This window comes from Pelomonas sp. Root1237 (genome assembly GCF_001425055.1).
Taxonomy (GTDB): domain Bacteria; phylum Pseudomonadota; class Gammaproteobacteria; order Burkholderiales; family Burkholderiaceae_C; genus Pelomonas.
The window spans coordinates 300,165-316,795 of record NZ_LMDK01000001.1 but is presented as its reverse complement, the minus strand read 5'-3'; the positions used below and the strand labels follow the sequence as shown (position 1 = coordinate 316,795).

At 66.9% G+C, this 16,631-nt stretch carries 17 protein-coding genes; 10 read left to right on the top strand and 7 right to left on the bottom strand.

Annotated elements, in window-relative coordinates; translation table 11 throughout:
* The first annotated feature begins 191 nt into the window (after positions 1 to 191).
* Positions 192 to 533 (top strand): helix-turn-helix domain-containing protein, encoded by a 342-nt coding sequence (locus ASC91_RS01455; RefSeq protein WP_056191376.1) that lies wholly within the window; start codon positions 192 to 194, stop codon positions 531 to 533.
* On the top strand, positions 533 to 1,843 hold the full coding sequence (locus ASC91_RS01450) for a type II toxin-antitoxin system HipA family toxin (RefSeq protein ID WP_056191375.1): 1,311 nt from the start codon (positions 533 to 535) through the stop codon (positions 1,841 to 1,843). The genes ASC91_RS01455 and ASC91_RS01450 overlap by 1 nt, the downstream gene beginning before the upstream one ends.
* Before the next feature lie 55 nt (positions 1,844 to 1,898).
* On the opposite strand, the gene ASC91_RS01445 is transcribed toward ASC91_RS01450, so the two are convergent.
* From ASC91_RS01445 to ASC91_RS01435, 3 genes are read right to left on the bottom strand one after another with little or no spacing between them, the layout of a single operon-like run.
* Positions 1,899 to 2,669, bottom strand: a complete 771-nt coding sequence (locus ASC91_RS01445) for a head GIN domain-containing protein (protein ID WP_056191372.1) — start codon at positions 2,667 to 2,669, stop codon at positions 1,899 to 1,901.
* Positions 2,666 to 3,409 carry a LytTR family DNA-binding domain-containing protein gene (locus tag ASC91_RS01440; protein WP_056191370.1) on the bottom strand — a complete coding sequence of 248 codons (744 nt, stop codon included), beginning with the start codon at positions 3,407 to 3,409 and terminating at the stop codon, positions 2,666 to 2,668. The genes ASC91_RS01445 and ASC91_RS01440 overlap by 4 nt, the downstream gene beginning before the upstream one ends.
* Entirely contained in the window at positions 3,406 to 4,509 is a 1,104-nt protein-coding gene (locus ASC91_RS01435) for a sensor histidine kinase (RefSeq protein ID WP_056191369.1), read from the bottom strand. Before ASC91_RS01435 ends, ASC91_RS01440 begins: the two co-directional genes overlap by 4 nt.
* Positions 4,510 to 4,665: 156 nt before the next feature.
* On the opposite strand from ASC91_RS01435, the gene ssb reads away from it, so the two are divergent.
* From ssb to ASC91_RS01420, 4 genes are all read left to right on the top strand, one after another.
* Positions 4,666 to 5,232 (top strand): single-stranded DNA-binding protein, encoded by a 567-nt coding sequence (gene ssb, locus ASC91_RS01430; protein WP_056191367.1) that lies wholly within the window; start codon positions 4,666 to 4,668, stop codon positions 5,230 to 5,232.
* Between the two features lie 109 nt (positions 5,233 to 5,341).
* On the top strand, positions 5,342 to 6,145 hold the full coding sequence (locus ASC91_RS29140; protein ID WP_157281009.1) for a hypothetical protein: 804 nt from the start codon (positions 5,342 to 5,344) through the stop codon (positions 6,143 to 6,145).
* A 133-nt stretch (positions 6,146 to 6,278) separates the two neighbouring features.
* A complete protein-coding gene (locus tag ASC91_RS01425; RefSeq protein ID WP_157281007.1) occupies positions 6,279 to 7,061 on the top strand; it encodes a triacylglycerol lipase in 783 nt (260 codons plus the stop codon).
* Between the two features lie 298 nt (positions 7,062 to 7,359).
* Positions 7,360 to 9,246: a putative Ig domain-containing protein gene (locus tag ASC91_RS01420; protein WP_082532328.1), complete on the top strand. Its 1,887-nt coding sequence runs from the start codon at positions 7,360 to 7,362 to the stop codon at positions 9,244 to 9,246.
* A gap of 288 nt (positions 9,247 to 9,534) precedes the next feature.
* Here ASC91_RS01420 and ASC91_RS01415 read toward each other — a convergent pair whose 3' ends face one another.
* The gene (locus ASC91_RS01415; protein WP_056191358.1) at positions 9,535 to 10,047 is read right to left on the bottom strand and encodes a YcxB family protein; all 513 of its coding nucleotides are present in this window, start codon (positions 10,045 to 10,047) and stop codon (positions 9,535 to 9,537) included.
* Between the two features lie 7 nt (positions 10,048 to 10,054).
* A complete protein-coding gene (locus ASC91_RS01410) occupies positions 10,055 to 11,296 on the bottom strand; it encodes a cation:proton antiporter (protein ID WP_056191356.1) in 1,242 nt (413 codons plus the stop codon).
* Between the two features lie 192 nt (positions 11,297 to 11,488).
* On the opposite strand from ASC91_RS01410, the gene ASC91_RS01405 reads away from it, so the two are divergent.
* Positions 11,489 to 12,259 carry a PEP-CTERM sorting domain-containing protein gene (locus ASC91_RS01405; protein ID WP_056191354.1) on the top strand — a complete coding sequence of 257 codons (771 nt, stop codon included), beginning with the start codon at positions 11,489 to 11,491 and terminating at the stop codon, positions 12,257 to 12,259.
* 24 nt (positions 12,260 to 12,283) lie between these two features.
* On the opposite strand, the gene ASC91_RS01400 is transcribed toward ASC91_RS01405, so the two are convergent.
* Positions 12,284 to 12,613: an AraC family transcriptional regulator gene (locus ASC91_RS01400; protein ID WP_056191352.1), complete on the bottom strand. Its 330-nt coding sequence runs from the start codon at positions 12,611 to 12,613 to the stop codon at positions 12,284 to 12,286.
* A 156-nt stretch (positions 12,614 to 12,769) separates the two neighbouring features.
* Here ASC91_RS01400 and sodC point away from each other — a divergent pair, with 156 nt between their 5' ends.
* On the top strand, positions 12,770 to 13,306 hold the full coding sequence (gene sodC / locus ASC91_RS01395; RefSeq protein WP_056191350.1) for a superoxide dismutase family protein: 537 nt from the start codon (positions 12,770 to 12,772) through the stop codon (positions 13,304 to 13,306).
* Between the two features lie 21 nt (positions 13,307 to 13,327).
* Here sodC and ASC91_RS01390 read toward each other — a convergent pair whose 3' ends face one another.
* A complete protein-coding gene (locus tag ASC91_RS01390) occupies positions 13,328 to 14,296 on the bottom strand; it encodes an AraC family transcriptional regulator (RefSeq protein ID WP_056191348.1) in 969 nt (322 codons plus the stop codon).
* Between the two features lie 76 nt (positions 14,297 to 14,372).
* On the opposite strand from ASC91_RS01390, the gene ASC91_RS01385 reads away from it, so the two are divergent.
* Together ASC91_RS01385 and ASC91_RS01380 are read left to right on the top strand one after the other, a co-directional pair.
* Entirely contained in the window at positions 14,373 to 15,608 is a 1,236-nt protein-coding gene (locus ASC91_RS01385) for an MFS transporter (protein WP_056191346.1), read from the top strand.
* On the top strand, positions 15,605 to 16,615 hold the full coding sequence (locus tag ASC91_RS01380) for an NADP-dependent oxidoreductase (RefSeq protein ID WP_056191344.1): 1,011 nt from the start codon (positions 15,605 to 15,607) through the stop codon (positions 16,613 to 16,615). Before ASC91_RS01385 ends, ASC91_RS01380 begins: the two co-directional genes overlap by 4 nt.
* Positions 16,616 to 16,631 lie beyond the last annotated feature (16 nt).

Here is a 16,631-nt window from a genome sequence, read left to right as displayed (position 1 = left end):
GAGCTTGGTGCTGTGCTTGATGCCCGGCTCTTGCATATCCTGGCAAGCAGCTTGACACGGTAGGCGCTGCCGCGCGGCGCTTGGTCGTGCGCAACGCTTGAGCGCTTGAACGGCACCAACCCACCATGCTGGACAAAATATGGTGAAAATGTTCATAATGGTGGACATTTTCGAACCGGATTACCTGTCCGATGCCCAGCAAACCGCCGGTCGTTTTCCCCCAGGAGCAGCGTCTTCTTGCTGCTCTTGGTGAGCGGCTGCGCCTGGCGCGGCTGCGCCGCAAGCTCAGCTCCATGACCGTTGCGCTCCGGGCCGGGATCTCGCGCTCCTCCCTTTACAACGTGGAGGCTGGCGATCCCGGCGCGACACTTGGGACCTATCTGAGGGTGCTCGCCGTACTGGGCCTCGAGAAGGACATCGAGTCGCTCGCGGCCGACGACCAGGTGGGCCGCAAGCTTCAGGACCTGGCGTTGGAGCCCAAGCCCGCTCGAAAGCGCGGCGCCATGCCAGCGTCCTCGCCGAGAGGATCTTGATGAGCGGCTCGAACCTGGAGGTCTGGCTCGACTGTGATCTTGAAGACGCGCGGCGTGTAGGCACGCTGTCTCACGATCGCGGCCAGGTCCGTTTCGTCTACGAGCGGGACTGGCTGAAGGACCCGATGGCATTTTCGGTCGATCCCGATTTGTCCCTCGGCGACCAGCCCTACTTTCCGAAGCCAGAGCTGGGCAACTTCGGCATCTTCCTGGACTCGTCCCCGGACCGCTGGGGCCAAACGCTCATGAAGCGACGAGAAGCTCTGCAGGCGAAGGACGAAGGCCGAACGCCCCGGAACCTTTATGCCTGGGATTTCCTGATCGGCGTTCAGGACTTCACGCGTCAAGGCGGGCTGCGATTCCGCCTGGAGGGCGCCGAGGAATTCCTCGGCGCCGAAAAGATGGCCGCACCACCCGTGACCAACCTGCGCGAGCTCGAGGCCGTGGCCACGTTGCTAACGAGCAAGCGCATCGACGATCTTGACGCGCTGCGTCGGTGGCTGGCCGTGCTGGTGGCGCCAGGCGCTTCATTGGGCGGGGCCAGGCCGAAAGCGAACTTCGCCGAGCAGGACGGCTCGCTCTGGATCGGGAAATTCCCATCGCGTGACGATGACCGGGACATAGGCGCCTGGGAGGCCGCTGTCCACACCATGGCCAAGAGGGCCGGCGTCAGTGTTCCAGCCGCCCGCGCGGTCAGGTTGAACAGCGAGTTCCACACCTTCTGCGTCCAGCGATTCGATCGCGAGAATGGCAAGCGGCAGTTCTATGCGTCCGCCATGACGCTGCTCCGGCGGGAACAGAGTGAGGGCGCGAGCTACCTTGAGCTCGCCCAATTCCTGAGTGCCGGTGGAGACCCTGCATACGTCGCCAGCGACCTCAAGCAGCTGTTCCGTCGAGTGGCTTTCAATGTCGCCGTCGGCAATCGAGACGATCACCTGCGCAATCACGGGTTCCTGCTCGGCAAAGATGGCTGGCGGCTGTCTCCTGCCTTCGATGTCAACCCGAACGTCGACAAAGCGGAGCATGTGCTCAACATCGACGATGTCGACAACCGCCCGAGCATGAGCACGGTGCGGTCGACAGCTGCGTTTTATCGACTCACAGACGCCGAGGCAGGCGCCATCGTCGAAGAGGTGGCGACCGTGGTCGACCAGTGGCGCGACGTCGCCCGTGGAGCGGGCATTTCCGGCGCGGACATCGAAGTCACGGCCGGCGCCTTCTCGGCTCACAGTGAGTACAGGGCAGATGCACTGAATGCCACGTCGCAACCGATGGCCGCGGCCAAGTCTCGGCGGTCAACGATCCGGTAGCAAAACTCACTGGCTGGCATGGTGTTCGCGGCACCGCGCCTGCTGGGCGAAATACCTAGTTCCGCTTCTCGCCCCTGGCGCTGATCGAGCCCATGCCCGACACCGAGCGCTGCACCGACGGGTTGCCGAAGTAGTCCACCGAGCCGATGCCCGAGATATTGGCCGCCAGCTCGTCGGTCACCCACAGCAGCACATTGCCGATGCCGCTGACGCTGACACGGGCGCGCTGGGCCTGAAGGCGGTCGGCGACCACCTTGCCCTTGCCGGAGATCTGCAGCGCCAGGTCCTCAACGCGCCCGCCGAGCTGCCCGTCACCGGCACCCGAGATGACAAAGGTGAGCTGCTTGGCCTGCAGCTGGTCCAGCCGCACCAGGCCTGCGCCGCTGATGCTGAGCTTGAGCTGATCGGTGCGCAGCGGGCCGGGCACGTGCATGTCACTGGCGCCGGACAGCGACAGCTGCCGCAGCTGGCGCATCTCAACCTGCACGAACAGCTTGCTGCTGTGCCAGAACTTCCAGCCGCCGGTCGGGCGGATGACGAGCTGGCCGTCGGCCAGCTCGACCTCGACGCTCTTCTGCACCTCGGCGTCGCCGGCGATGAAGGCCTGGTCGCGCTCGCCCTGCACAAGGATGACGCGCGCCGCGCCGGCCAGCTCCAAGCGATCGAAGGCGCCCGGGGCGTAGACCTTGCCCGGCCCGGTAGGCAGTGCGGGCGGTGCCGGCAGCGCGGATGGGGGCACGGGTGCGGCCGGGGCCGTGGGCGCGGTCTGGGCCTGGGCCAGGCCGGCGGCCAGCAGCAGGCAAACCAGCAGGCGGTTTTTGTTCATAGCGACTGCTCCCTCAACATCTTGGACACCTCACGGTTGGCCGTGATGCGCGTGCCGTCACGCAGCTGCACGACGAGCTGCGAGTTCTCGTCCGGGGTCATGCTCTCGACGAAATCCAGGTTGACGATGCAGCCGCGCTGCACGCGCAGGAACTTCATCGGGTCCAGCCGCGTCTCAAAATCGGCAATCGGCAGCCGCACCAGGAAGCTGCGGCCCTTGCTGGTGATGGCGGTGTACTTGTTGTCGGAGCGCAGGCACTCGATGGCGTCCACCTGCAGCGGGAAGATCTTGCCCTGGTCGCGCACCAAGAGGCGCGTCAGCGGTGCGTCGGCAGGCGCGCCCAAGGCCTGCGCCACATCGGCAGGGCTGGGCGATGCGTCGCGCAGCACATGGCTGATGGCCTCGTCGAAGCGCTCGCGCGAGAAGGGCTTGAGCAGGTAGTCCACCGCATGCAGCTCGAAGGCCGTCAGCGCGTGCTGGTCATAGGCGGTGGTGAAGATGATGCGCGGCTGGTGGACCTCGCCTTGCAGGGCCTGCACCACCTGCAACCCCGTCAGGCCCGGCATCTGGATGTCCGTCAGCACCAGCGCGGGCTTGAGCGCGCGGATCTGCGCCAGCGCATCGTCGCCATCCTCGCAGACAGCCACCAGCTGCAGGCCCGGCGTGGCCTTGACCCAGTCGGCCAGGGCTTCGGCGGCGAGGTGTTCGTCTTCGGCGATCAGGACGGTGGTCGTGTTCATGTCTGTGGAATGAAGAGGTCGACGCGAAATCCTGCGCCGGGAGCGGTGTGGATGCGCAAGCGGGCCTGGCCGTCGTAGTCCAGCGCGAAGCGCTTTTTCAGCGCCGCCAGGCCCACGCCGCGGCGCTGGCCGGGCTTGGGCTCCAGGGCCTCGGGCTCGCAGCCCGGGCCGTCGTCGGCCACGGCCAGGTCCAGGCCATGGTTGAGGGCATTGCGGCGGGCGGTGATGGTCACCTTGCCGCCGCCCTTGCGGGTGGCCACGGCATGTAGGATGGAGTTCTCGACCAGGGGCTGCAGGGTGAGCGGCGGCAGCTCGTCGGCCATCACGCGCTCCTCCAGGTCCCAGTCCACGCGCAGCCGCGCGCCCAGGCGCAGGGCTTCCAGGGCCAGGTAGTCGCGCAGGAAGTCGATCTCGTCGGACAGCATCACGCGGTCCTCGGCGCCGCGCTTGGTGTCCAGCACATAGCGCAGCATGGACGAGAACTTCAGCAGCGAGGCCTCGGCGGCGGCCGGGTCCTTGCGGGTCAGGGCGATCAGCGAGTTCAGCGTGTTGAACAGGAAATGCGGGTTCAGCTTGCCGCTGATGGCCGACAGCTCGGCCTTGGCCAGGGCGCTCTCGGCCTGGGCGGCGTGCACGGCCGCCGAGCGCGCCGCGCGCGACTGCAGCACGGCAGTGAAAGCGGTGGCTATTGCTGCGTAGACCACGAAGCCCCACACCGAGCGCCACAGCAGGCCTGCCAGCAGCACGGCGCCGGCGTGGTCGGTGCCGAACAGGGCGGCATTGACGGCGAACTCACCGGCCTGCCACAGCGCCGAGAACGACAGCGCCGCCATCGCGTGCGCCAGGGCGGTCGCGGCCGCGCCGGCATCGGTGCCGTGCAGGCGGCGGGCCACCGGCCAGACGGCGATGCCCAGCAGCATCGGTGCCCACAGCATGGTGGTGGCCTGGTAGACGGCCAGCCAGAACGGGTCCAGGCCGCGGTCGAACTCGCTGCCCGCCAGCACGAACAGGCACCAGGCCAGCGCGCAAGTCCCGGCGTACGCCAGCCACAGCCGCACATTCGGGCGGCGGTTGCTGGAGCGAGGGTCGGGGGAGTTCATGGCTTCATCTTAGGGAGCCCCATCGGGCGGGCGGCGGGTGGAGAGACGAAGTGCGGGCCCCGGGGTGCGGGATGCGGTCTACGTGGAGTTGCTGACGGGGTTCGGCGAGCCCCTCGGCATAATTCGCCCCTTCCCCATCGAATTCGGACGAGCGTCATGGCCAGCGTCAACAAAGTCATCATCATCGGCAACGTCGGCAAAGACCCCGAGGTTCGCTACAACCCCAGCGGCGGCGCCTGGGTCACCCTCAGCCTGGCGACCACCCGCAACTGGAAGAACCGCGAGAGCGGCGAGCGCCAGGAAGAGACCGAATGGCACCGCGTCGTCTTCAACGACCGCCTGGCCGAGATCGTCGGCGAGTACGTCAAGAAGGGCCGCCCCCTCTATGTCGAAGGCCGCCTGAAGACCCGCAAGTGGCAGGACAAGGAAGGCCGCGACACCTACACGACCGAGATCATTGCCCAGGAGATGCAACTGCTCGGCGGCCGTGATGGCGCCGGCGGTGGCGATGAAGGCGGCGGTGGCGGTGCCAGCTACGGCCGTGGTGCGGGTGGCGGTGAAGGTGGTGGTGGCGGTTACAGCCGTGGCGGTGGCGACGAGGGCGGTGCCCGCCCGGCAGCGCGCCCGGCTGCGGCCCAGCGCCCGCCCGCTCCGCGTGCACCGGCTGCGGCGCCCAAGGCGGCGACGGGGTTTGACGATATGGATGACGATATTCCGTTCTGAACCAAACCCGCTTGGATTAAAAAGGCCCACAGCACACTGCTACGGGCCTTTTTTATCGCCTGTATTTGTTAGCAGAGCAGATGGAGTCCTACAACAATTACCGTGGACGATGGGCAATCAGATCACCAAATTCACACCGCAGGGTCATTCAGTGAAAATACCGAGTGCTGCAACGTTGATCGGCTGGGCTACTGTTGTTGCCACGGCAATTTCACCATTCGGTCCGGCAATCTACGAAGCATTTGCCGACGATGACGACAGTTTTTTGTTTGAATATAAATATACGAAGAACCCCATCGTGGAGTGGAATAGGCAAGTAAACGCCGCACTGAAACGACTTGACGAAAGCATAAAGAGCCCAAGCGACCTCCCAAAATCACTAGTTCGATCTATCACCCGAGAACTGGCTATCAATACGCCAACATTGGCTGCATGGGCCGACTTGAAGCCTTTCGATAGCCTCCAAGTGAGAATCACAAACATAGGATCAAAGGACTTAAAGGATATACGCGTTCAATTTCATGGTTGTGTTGGATACGATTCCCATGCAACATACCCGGACTCCTTGGCAAGTCAAGAATCCCCGGAAATGCTGCGAAAACTCGCCGATCCAGTAACGATCAGCTATCGCAAATTATCTCGCAGCTCTTCGGAAGGGTCATACAACGCTTACGTCACATTCTTCGGTATGGATAGCGCCAGTTGCAAACCCCTGGTGACTGCTGATTTGGAAAGCGGGAAATCTGCCAAAGGCAGGCAAGTCAAGATTGACGAATATCTTCAGAGTAAGCGAGATCAGCGGCAGCGCTTTGAACGCATAGCAGATGTAAGCTTTAAGCTCGGTCTGCTAAGCATGGTCCTGTTTCTCTATTATCGAATTCGGCAGCTAAATAGAAGGTATCGTTCTGACTAACGACGCCTACCCTCCAGCTCCTAGTCCATACGGTCCGCCGTCGCGGCAATGCGCATGCCGCCCGGTGCAGTCCAGCGCTGTCGGCCGATGGTCGAAGCTGAGCACCCAGGCCAGCCCGGTTGGAGTGAACGCAGTGAACCCCAACACGGATGGCGGCAGCACGGTACTGTTCGGAAGCGCGACATCGTCGATGTTGGGGTTCGCGTGGCTCACCCCAACGGAGCTGTCAACATCAGGCCCGCGGCCCAATCACTGCGGGCTGTTTCTTGTGGAGAAACGCCCATTGATGGCGAAGCAACTGGTTTTTATCGATGGCGTGGGCGGCAAGCGCTATATGCGCGGCAAGCTGATTCGCTATTTCGAACAGCGGGGATATTCAGTTCACTGCTTCGACTATTCAGCATCGTCGCAGTCGTTGCCCGACATGAAGGCCCAGCTCTCGGCGGTGCTCAAGGAAGTGGCAGCCTGCGGTGAATACCATGCCATGGGGTATTCGTTCGGCGGCGTCCTCTTGCGATTGGTCCTGCAGGAGCCTGGCGCTGCGGCGCCACCGCCCCGACGGATCGTCTTGCTCGCATCGCCGCTCGCGTCAATGCGGCTGGCCAGCAGATTGAAAAATTGGCGAATCTATAAAGCGATGACCGGCGAATGCGGGCAACTGGTGGCGAGCGCGGACGAAATGGCAAAGATTCCGTTTCCACCAGTTCCAACGGCCTGCATCTACGGCATATGGCCCTGGCTGGGCGCATTGGGAATATTCGCCGGATTCCGGTTGCCGCATGACGGCATGGTGACCAAAGAGGAAGCCGCGCCGGAAAAATTCCAGTTCGCGGCCCCGATCAGCGCCAGCCATGCCTTCATTCCCGCCCATCCATCCGCGCTGGCGGTGGCCCATGGGTGGTTCAATGGTTCTTAGACCGCGCGCGGCCGCCTGCTGGTCTGCTCCTTGGAGGGCCGCGCCCCGCTGAGCCATCACTGCGTCGCAAATATCGAGGCCAGGCTGCTGGTCATCGCGATGATGCATCGCGCTTGGGGTGGCTTTGGCGTGATGGCCCTTCAGACCGCCCTCGCACCCTCGACACGCCACCGAGGCGTCAACGCGCTTGCGCAACGCCAGTGATCAGTCAGCGGTTGGGCCGTGAAGAATGCCATCGGCGCCTTCGGCATCGACCCCGAATGCTGCGCCAGAGCGCTTCTAGAATCGCCGCGCCCGCATGCGGGACGACATCAAAAGCACGGGGAGGACGGATATGAGGGCCACGGGTCTTTGCGCAGCCTTGGTTTGCGCTGCAATTTCCATCGGCTGTGGCGGTGGGGGCGGCAGCAGCACCCCGACGCCGCCAGCACCGACGCTGTCCTACGCCGCACCCCAGGCCTACGTGCAGGACCAGGCGACATCGACGCTGGCGCCGACCACATCAGGAACCGTGACGTCGTTCAGCGTCGCACCCGCGCTGCCGGCCGGCCTTGCGTTGAACACCACCACGGGCGCCATCTCGGGCACGCCTACCGCCGGCACCGCTCCCGCCGACTTCACCGTCACGGCGACGGGGCCCGGCGGCTCGGCCAATGCAAAGATCCGCCTGGCTGTCCAGCCTGCCGCCAAGGTCACTCGCATGACGGTGGCGGGCACCTCGGTCGCTCCGCTGGTGACGCTCGACGGCGCGGCGCTCGGCCTCACTGGCACCGTCTACGCCAAGGCGAGCGACAAGGACGGCGTGATCGGCTCGACCGTCGCAGTCACCGCCAGCGGTGGCAGCTATGTCCTGGAGTTTTCGACCGCCGGCTCCGCCACGGCAGGCGTCCATGCCGGGCAGGCGGTGGTGAGCCTCTGCCAGGATGCGGCCTGCGCTGCGCCGCAGGCGACATCGACGCTGTTCGTGAACTACAGCGTCAACGTCCTTGCCGCAGGTGGCGCCTGGCCGGGCAATCACCTGACGGCGCTCTCGCCCGTCGCGGGCGCACCGGAATGGGCCACGTTCCAGGGCAACGCCGCCCACACCGGTTACGTGCCGGTCACGCTCGACGCCAACAAGTTCGACACCCGCTGGCAAATCACGGTGCCGTCCTTCATCTATTTCAACGGCCGCTTCAACCTCGGCACGGTCACCACGGCAGGCGGCAACTTCTACATCGCCGGAGACAACGCCGTTTCGGCTCGGCGTGAGCATGACGGTGCCAGCGTCTGGAGCTACAGCTTCGGCGAGCTGCCCTACCCTTCCACAAATCCCCCGGCCGTCAGCAACGGGGTCGTCTATGTCGCGGCCGGTCAGCAATCGTCGACCTATATGTTCGGCCTGGACGCCAGCAACGGCACCGTGCTGTTCAAGTCCCGCATGTCATCTCAGTGGGAGCACTATCTCGCGCCCACCGTGGGGCCCTCAGGCGTGTACACCAACGCGGGAACCTACGGCGGGCTGTATGCATTCAGCACGCAGGGCACCGAGTTGTACTTTGCCGGAGCCGCACAGCAATCTGCGTGGACCCCAGCCGTCGACGCCAACGCGGTGTATGCCTATACCGGCAACTCCCTGCAGGTGTTCGACCCTGTTTCCGGCGCGCTCAAGATGAGCATCGCCGATCCGTCCTTCACGAACTACATCTACGAAATCGGCGGCTCCCCCGTCCTCGGCGGCGCCAACTCCGTGTTCGCCGCGGCCTATGCCAACAGCTTTCTGAATGGCGGAGGGATCGGCAATTCACTCCTGCACTTCAACCTCCAGTCGCGGACCGTCGACTGGTCCATCAGGGGCGTCTACCCCTCGACGCCGGCCTATGACGCGGGCGTCGTCTACGCGGCCAATAACAACCCCTTGCGACTCGAGGCCCGCTCGGAAGCCGACGGCTCGCTGCTCTGGTCCTGGACGCCCCAGGCGTCTGGCGATACGGAATTCGTCAGTGAGGTCCTGCTCACGAAGAACACCGTGATCATCAGTACCAACACCTCGACCTACGTCATCGATCGCTCGGCACACCGAACGATCTGGAGCTATCCAGCATCGGGCAATCTCGCGCTGTCACCGAACGGCATTCTGTACATCGTGTCGCAAGCCGGCTGGTCCGGCTCGACGGCAACGATCACGGCCATCAACGTTCAATAAGTCAGCCAAATCCGGGCGAGAGCGCAGTGCACCTGCGTGCGGCGGCCCGGGGCGCAGGGCACGGCCAGGGCCGCCGACAGCAGGCCGGCCATCATCGAATAGAGCGCATGGGAGTTCCTTGCAAGGGTTGCAGCCTGCGCAGTTTGCAAAGCGCATCCATGAGCGGCATCGGCAGGCGACAAACTGCACCTGGCAACGAACAAGTCGGCGATGGGCCGGATAGCCCGCTGCCTGGCGCATGTCCGCCTCGGCACCCGCAGCCCGGTTGGCGCGCGGCGCTGCCGGGCCTCAAGACAGCTTGCGCGGCGTATTCGCAGGTCCCACCTGGCGCACCAGCATTGCCCTGAAATCACCTTGAGCTTCCATCGAGTCGAAGTACCGCTTGGGGATCAAACTGAACAACAGATCAGACTGGTAGAGAACAAAAACCACCTTGGTTTCTCGCCATCGGTAGACGTTCTCCCAGGGCATCAAGCCTTCGCCATTCACCGTCCGGAACTGCAGGCCGGCTTCGCCAATCTCGACCGATGCCGGCTGGTGAAGTGATCGCTGCTGCGCATACAGGCGCCGCACCTTCCACGGCAGATAAAACCAATACCAGGCGGGGAAGTAGCAGATCGCCAGCACGCCCAGCACATCAGACCAGGAGCCTTCCCCTCGCCACCACGAACCCAGCATGAAGACCAATGCGGCCAGGGCAAGGACGACGATCAAGATGCCGAGCACTGCAAATGCAGGGCGAGGCTTGAAGCCGGCGCGAATCGCTGACAGATAGTCGTCGGAGCTCAGCTGGATCTGCATGGCGAGCTCAGGCGGCTCTGGCGTTATCGACCCGCCGATATCGCAACGCCAATGTGATCAATGGGCTGGTCATCGCCGTGGTGGCCAGGGCCATGATGAGCAGGATGGTGAACATGTCGGGGCCGATGAGGCCGACATCCAGGCCCACCTTCATGACGATGAGCTCCATCAGGCCGCGGGCGTTCATCAGCGCGCCGGTGGCCATGCTCTCGGCGCCGTTGAGGCCGGCCACGCGGGCGCCCAGCCAGCCGCCCACCAGCTTGCCGACCGTCGCCACGCCCACCACCAGCAGCATGGCGCCCAGGGCGCCGCCGGCAAAGGCCGAGCGCGTCGTCGACAGGCCGGCCAGCGCGAAGAACAGCGGCATCAGCAGCACGATGGACAGCGGCTCGATGCGCTGCATCAGCGACTGCAGCAGGCGGTCGTCGCGCGGCAGCGTGGCGCCGAACAGGAAGGCGCCGAACACCGCGTGCAGGTGCAGCCATTCGGTCGCCGCGGCGCTGGCCAGCAGGCCCAGCATCAGCGCCGCCAGCACACCCAGCGACGGCTCCCCGTCGGGTGCCCGGGCGGCCAGCAGGCGGGCATAGACCGGTCGCACGACGAAATAGAGGACGGCGAGGATGGCCAGCGTGCCACCGGCAATCCGGGCCAGGCCGGCATAGCCTTCACCCACTCCCGCAAGGGCGACGACAAAGGCCAGCAGCACCCAGGCGAACACGTCGACGACCGCAGCGCCCGCCAGGGCCAGCTGGCCGAAGCGGGTCTGCGTCATGCCGCGGTCCTTGAGGATGCGGGCCATGACGGGGAAGGCGGTGATGGACACGGCGGCCGTCATGAACAGCGCAAAGGGCCAGAAGCCCACGCCCGCCGGCGCCAAGCCCGGGTGCAGGGCGGGCGTGATGGCCAAGGCCAGGACGGCCGGCGCCAGCACGCTGAGCAGGCCGACGCTACCGGCTGACCGCAGCTGTGAGCGCAGGCCGCCCGGCGCGCGGATCTCCAGGCCGACGACGAACATGAACAGCACCAGGCCCAGCGTGGCCAGCGCGTTCAGGCCACCCAGCAAGGGCTTGGCGAACAGCTGGGCATGCAGGTCGGGCAGGTAGAAGCCCATGACAGCCGGCCCGAGCACGAGGCCGGCCGCCATCTCGCCCACCACCTGCGGCTGGCCCAGATGACGCAGCAACCAGCCGCAGCCGCGGGCCACGCCGAGGATGACGATGAGTTGCAGGAGCAGGGTGGTGGTCGTCATCGGATCGTTGAACGGCGCCTGAACGGCACGCTGGGGCGGCGAATTTTAGGTGGCCACCCCGCAGCGCTCATTCGGCCCGCCAACAGGGGCGCGACGACCCTTGCCCGGCTCGACTGTGGGTCATCCGTGGGTGGAGCACCGTCGGACGGGCGCGCAACATCGGCGGCTCCAACCCACGATCAGGAGAGCCCCATGAGTTCTGCGACAAGCCAGCGCAATCGCCTTCCCACGCTGCTGGCGCCGGCCTTGGCGCTGGTGCTGTCGGCCCCCGCGTCTGCCACGGTCTGCCCGACCGCGACGTTCGACCAGATCCTGGCGCTGGGCAACTGCACCATCGCAGGCTCCAACTTCGATTTCACCCAGCGGCAGCTGCCCTCGCACCCGGTCTGGAACAACGGGCCGTTTGCCGGCAACACGAAGCTGGCGCCCGACGCTGCGGCGATCGTCTTCACGCCCGACAGCAGCCCCGGCAGCATCGGCTTCACGCTGGCGATGGACTTCGGCGTCGTGGGCCAGGCCTCGCGCTTCGACCCGTTCGCGCAGACGGTCAAGACCGGCAACTACGTCGATGCGACGCTGGCCTACTTCAGCATCACCAACGCGGCTGGGATGGGCCTCAGCGGCTACTCGGTGACGATGGGCAACGTGGTGGTCACGCAGAACAGCTTCGACGCCATCGTCTACGCCAATCTGAACAGCGCCACCGCGGCGGTCAACAACGCCGGGTTCACGCGGCTCACCGAGGCCATCGACTATGGCGCCGTGCTGCCGGGCACCTTGATCTACGCCGCCAACCTCAGGGCCTACGAGTACTCGCCCGACGCCGCACATGGGGCTGGCTTCGGCACCGTCAGCTTCGAATTCGCCCAACAGGCATTGGCGGTGCCGGAGCCCGAGACGGCCCTGTTGTGGTTGGCCGGGCTGGCGGGCATCGCCTGCATCGCGCGTCGTCGCACGGGCTGAAATCGCACGCGCCTGGCGTTGACCTCAGGCCGCTTTCTTGCCTGCCCGCCCCGCACTGGGCGCATGCCCGATCACCCGCTTGAACGCCCGGCTGAATGACGCCTCGGACTCGTAAGCCAGCCGGTCGGCCGCCGTGGCCACGCGCATGCCGTCCTGGGCGATCCAGCGGCGAGCCTGAAACATCTTGATCTTGGCGACGTAGCGGGCCGGGCTCTCGCCCATGGTGCGCGTGAAGGCGTCGGCAAAGCTGGAGCGCGAGGCGCCCATGACGTCGGCCAGCTCGAGCAGGCTCCGGTCGCGCTCGGGCTCGGCGGGGATGGCAGCGACGACCGTGCCGATCTTGGGGCAACGCAATTTGCGCCCCGATGACGGGCACCTCGCGCCCCCGCCTGTAGGCGCATCGGCCAGGCCTCGCCTGCCCGCACATCCCTTGTCCGCTTTGTGCCCGGCAGCCCGTCTGTCAGGGCAGGGCTGAACGAGGTGTCCGGCCCGCTGTCAGGGAGACCCACCATGCGCTTCTTCTCCATCGCCACGCTGCTGGCCCTTCCCGTCGCCGCGGTCCAGGCCGCTGCCATCACCGTGCCCATGCACCTGATCGACAGCCGGGGCGCGGTGCAGGCGATCGGCGAAGTGGTGGTGACCGAATCGGCTTACGGCCTGGTCTTCACGCCGGTGCTGAACGGCCTGCCGCCGGGCAGCCATGGCTTTCATGTGCACGAGAACCCGAGTTGCGCAGCGGGCCTGCGCGACGGCCAGCCGGTGGCGGGCCTGGCGGCAGGTGCCCACCTGGACCCGCTGGGCAGCGGGCGCCACGGCACGCCCTGGGGCGACGGCCACCTGGGCGACCTGCCCGCGCTGGTGGTGGAAGCCGACGAGCGCGCCAGCCATGCCGTGCTGGCGCCACGGCTCAAGCTCGACGACCTGCGTGCACGCTCGCTGATGATCCACATCGGCGGCGACAACCACGCCGACCACCCGATGCCGCTGGGCGGCGGCGGGGGTCGCATGGCCTGCGGCGTGACGCCGTCGGGCGCGCGGGAGCAATGAGGGCGGCGCCGGGCCGGTGCTTCAGGGCGACGGCCCCCGCGCCGCACTCGGCGCATGCCCGATCACCCGCTTGAACGCCCGGCTGAACGACGCCTCCGATTCATAGCCCAGCCGGTCCGCCGCCGTCGCCACGCGCATGCCGTCCTGGGCGATCCAGCGGCGGGCCTGGAACATCTTGATCTTGGCGACGTAGCGGGCCGGGCTCTCGCCCATGGTGCGCGTGAAGGCGTCGGCAAAACTGGAGCGTGAGGCGCCCATGACGTCGGCCAGCTCGGGCAGGCTCCAGTCGCGTTCGGGCTCGGCGTGGATGGCGGCGACGACCTTGCCGATCTTGGGGCAGCGCACCGCGGCGATCCAGCCGGTCGCGTCGCTGCAGCCGCATTCCACCCAGGCGCGGATGATGCTGGCGGCCAGCGCGTCGGCCAGGCGGGCCAGGATGCCGCAGGCGCCGATGCGGTCCAGCGCCACCTCGCGCTCCATCGCGTCCAGCAGCACGGGCACGGTCGCGTCCTTCTGCGCCAGGTCGCCGGCCAGCATGACGGGCGGCATCATCGCGATGAGGGGGTGCAGCGGGTCGAGGTTGAAGCGCAGCGCGCCGCAGAACATCACGTCGGTGGCGTCGTCCACCACCGCGGCGGCGGAGCCGGGCGCGGCGCCGACCAGGTAGATGTTCTCCGACACGGCGACGCGCGACAGCGAGTCGATGTCCACCGCCGGCACGTCGGGCGCGCTGGCCAGCACATGAAAGCTGCCATGCGGCAGCAGCACCGCGTCGCCGGCGTTCAGCCGCACCCAGTCGGTGGCCGCGGTGCGCAGCCAGCAGCCGCCGTGGCCGACGAAGTGAAAGCGCGCCGAGCGCTGCGCCGGGAAGGCCACGGCCCAGGGCGCGCGCAGGATGCAGCGGCCGTACTCGACGCCGTCCAGGCGCAGGCCCAGCAGGATCTCGGTCAGGGTGTCGCGGCCCTCGGGTCTGGACGAAAAGTCAAGCATCTCGGCTTTCCTGGCATTCAATCGCCGGCAGCCTATTCCTAGCATTCAGACCTCGCTGACAAAGGGTCTTGCCGCCGTGACTTCCTCTTCCTGCACTGCCTGCCCCACCGACCCCGGTGGCCACGCCATCGCCGCGCCCGCCCCGGCCCACACCACCGCCCGCTGGCCGGCCGTCGCCTCGCTGACGATGGGCGTCTTCGGCCTCGTCATGGCCGAGTTCCTGCCGGCCAGCCTGCTGACGGCCATGGCCAGCGATCTCGGCATCAGCGACGGCGCAGCCGGCCAGGCCGTCACGGCCACGGCGCTGGTCGGCGCGGTGGCTGCACCCGCGTTGCCGCTGCTGACGCGCAGGCTGGACCGCCGCGTCGTCATGCTGGCCCTGAGCGCGCTGCTGGTGCTGTCCAATCTGCTGGCCGCCACTGCCGGCAGCCTGGCGGCGCTGCTGGTCGCGCGGGTGATGCTGGGTGTTGCGCTGGGTGGTTTCTGGTCGATGTCGGCGGCGCTGGCCATGCGCCTGGTGCCCGAGAACCTGTTCGCCCGCGCCATGTCGGTCATCCTGACCGGCGTGTCGGTCGCCACCGTCTGTGCCGCGCCCATCGGCGCGTGGATGGGCGACGTTTGGGGCTGGCGTAGCGCCTTCGTCGCGGCGTGCGTGGTCAGCCTTGTCACGCTGGCCGTGCAGGCGGCCACGCTGCCGGCCCTGCCGCCGCGCGACAAGCCGGATCTGCGCGTGCTGGCCGAGCTGCTGCGCCGCCCGCCGGTGCGCGTGGCGCTGCTGGCGGTGCTGCTCGTCATCTCGGGCCACTTTGCCGGCTTCACCTACATCCGCCCGCTGATGGAGCAGGTCACGCACCTGTCGGTCGGCGCCATCTCGGGCGTGCTGCTGGGCTATGGCATCGGCGGCTTCTTCGGCAACTTTGCCGGTGGCTGGCTGGCCGGGCGCAGCGAGCGCCACGCGATCGTCGCCGGCGGCGTGCTCATCGCGGTGCTGGCGGCGAGCCTGCTGGTGGCCGGCAGCTCGCCCGTCGTCACGGCCGTGGCCATCACGCTGTGGGGTTTTGCGTTCGGCGCCTTCCCGGTGGGCTTCCAGACCTGGATCGTGCGCGCCGCGCCCGACCAGGCCGAGGGCGCAGGCGGGTTGATGGTGGCGGGCTTCCAGATCGCCATCGCGAGCGGCGCCATCGGTGGCGGCCTGCTGGTGGACCGCATCGGTGCGCTGGGCGGTCCAGCCTTTGCTGTCGTTGCGTTGACGCTGGGCACGCTGCTGACGCTGCGCCATGGTCCGCGCGCCGTCGCCCGAGGTGCGCAATGAACCGCCGCCTCACTCTCGCCGCCTACCCGCAAGGCTTGCTCGGGTCGGAGCACTTCCGCCTCGACACCCAGCCCGTGCCCGAACCCGCCGACGGCCAGGTGCTGCTGCGCACGCTCTACCTGTCCGTCGACCCCTACATGCGCAACCTGATGGCGCCGGTCGGCCCGGGCTACGCGCCGCCGGTGCCGCTGGGCGGCGTCATGGTGGGTGGCACGGTCAGCCGCGTCGTGGCGTCACGGCACCCGGGCTTCAAGGAAGGCGAGCTGGTGCTGGCCAATGCGGGCTGGCAGGAATACGCCGTGAGCGATGGCAGCGACCTGCTGGCTCTGGGCGACGTGACGCAACCGTCGCACGCACTGGGTGGCCTGGGCATGCCGGGCTTCACGGCCTATGTCGGGCTGCTGGACATCGGCCAGCCCAAGCCGGGCGAGACCGTCGTCGTCGCCGCGGCCACGGGTGCGGTCGGCGCTGTCGTCGGCCAGTTGGCCAAGTTGAAGGGCGCCCGCGTGGTGGGCATTGCCGGCGGCGCCGACAAATGCCGCCACGCCGTGGAAACGCTGGGCTTTGACGCCTGCCTGGATCGCCACGCCCCCGACCTAGCCGCGCGGCTGGCCGAGGCCTGCCCGCAAGGCATCGACGTCTATTTCGAGAACGTCGGCGGTGAAGTATTTGACGCCGTGCTGCCGCTGCTAAACCTGCACGCCCGCGTGCCGGTCTGCGGCTTCATCTCGCACTACAACGATGCCGCGCCGCCCACCGGCCCCGACCGCCTGCCTGGCCTCGTCGCCACGCTGCTGGCCAAGCGCATCCGCATGCAGGGTTTCATCATCCTGGACCACTATGGCGAACGCTTCGACACCTTCCGCCGCGAGATGAGCGCCTGGCTGGATTCAGGGCGCATCACGCTGCGCGAGGACATCGTCGACGGGCTGGAGCAGGCGCCTGCCGCGCTGGCGCGGCTGCTGCAGGGCGGCAACTTCGGCAAGACGGTGGTGAAGGTGGCCTGAGAGCTGAGAGCGCGAT

What these genes read in the sequence shown, in the direction of transcription:
- ASC91_RS29140 (WP_157281009.1), top strand. Translation starts at nt 5,342, where the DNA reads ATGGGCAATCAGATCACCAAATTCACACCGCAGGGTCATTCAGTGAAA.
- ASC91_RS01390 (WP_056191348.1), bottom strand. Translation starts at nt 14,296, where the DNA reads ATGCTTGACTTTTCGTCCAGACCCGAGGGCCGCGACACCCTGACCGAG.
- ASC91_RS01380 (WP_056191344.1), top strand. Translation starts at nt 15,605, where the DNA reads ATGAACCGCCGCCTCACTCTCGCCGCCTACCCGCAAGGCTTGCTCGGG.
- ASC91_RS01420 (WP_082532328.1), top strand. Translation starts at nt 7,360, where the DNA reads ATGCGGGACGACATCAAAAGCACGGGGAGGACGGATATGAGGGCCACG.
- ASC91_RS01435 (WP_056191369.1), bottom strand. Translation starts at nt 4,509, where the DNA reads ATGAACTCCCCCGACCCTCGCTCCAGCAACCGCCGCCCGAATGTGCGG.
- ASC91_RS01455 (WP_056191376.1), top strand. Translation starts at nt 192, where the DNA reads ATGCCCAGCAAACCGCCGGTCGTTTTCCCCCAGGAGCAGCGTCTTCTT.
- ASC91_RS01410 (WP_056191356.1), bottom strand. Translation starts at nt 11,296, where the DNA reads ATGACGACCACCACCCTGCTCCTGCAACTCATCGTCATCCTCGGCGTG.
- ASC91_RS01415 (WP_056191358.1), bottom strand. Translation starts at nt 10,047, where the DNA reads ATGCAGATCCAGCTGAGCTCCGACGACTATCTGTCAGCGATTCGCGCC.
- ASC91_RS01440 (WP_056191370.1), bottom strand. Translation starts at nt 3,409, where the DNA reads ATGAACACGACCACCGTCCTGATCGCCGAAGACGAACACCTCGCCGCC.
- ASC91_RS01405 (WP_056191354.1), top strand. Translation starts at nt 11,489, where the DNA reads ATGAGTTCTGCGACAAGCCAGCGCAATCGCCTTCCCACGCTGCTGGCG.
- ASC91_RS01450 (WP_056191375.1), top strand. Translation starts at nt 533, where the DNA reads ATGAGCGGCTCGAACCTGGAGGTCTGGCTCGACTGTGATCTTGAAGAC.
- ASC91_RS01445 (WP_056191372.1), bottom strand. Translation starts at nt 2,669, where the DNA reads ATGAACAAAAACCGCCTGCTGGTTTGCCTGCTGCTGGCCGCCGGCCTG.
- sodC (WP_056191350.1), top strand. Translation starts at nt 12,770, where the DNA reads ATGCGCTTCTTCTCCATCGCCACGCTGCTGGCCCTTCCCGTCGCCGCG.
- ssb (WP_056191367.1), top strand. Translation starts at nt 4,666, where the DNA reads ATGGCCAGCGTCAACAAAGTCATCATCATCGGCAACGTCGGCAAAGAC.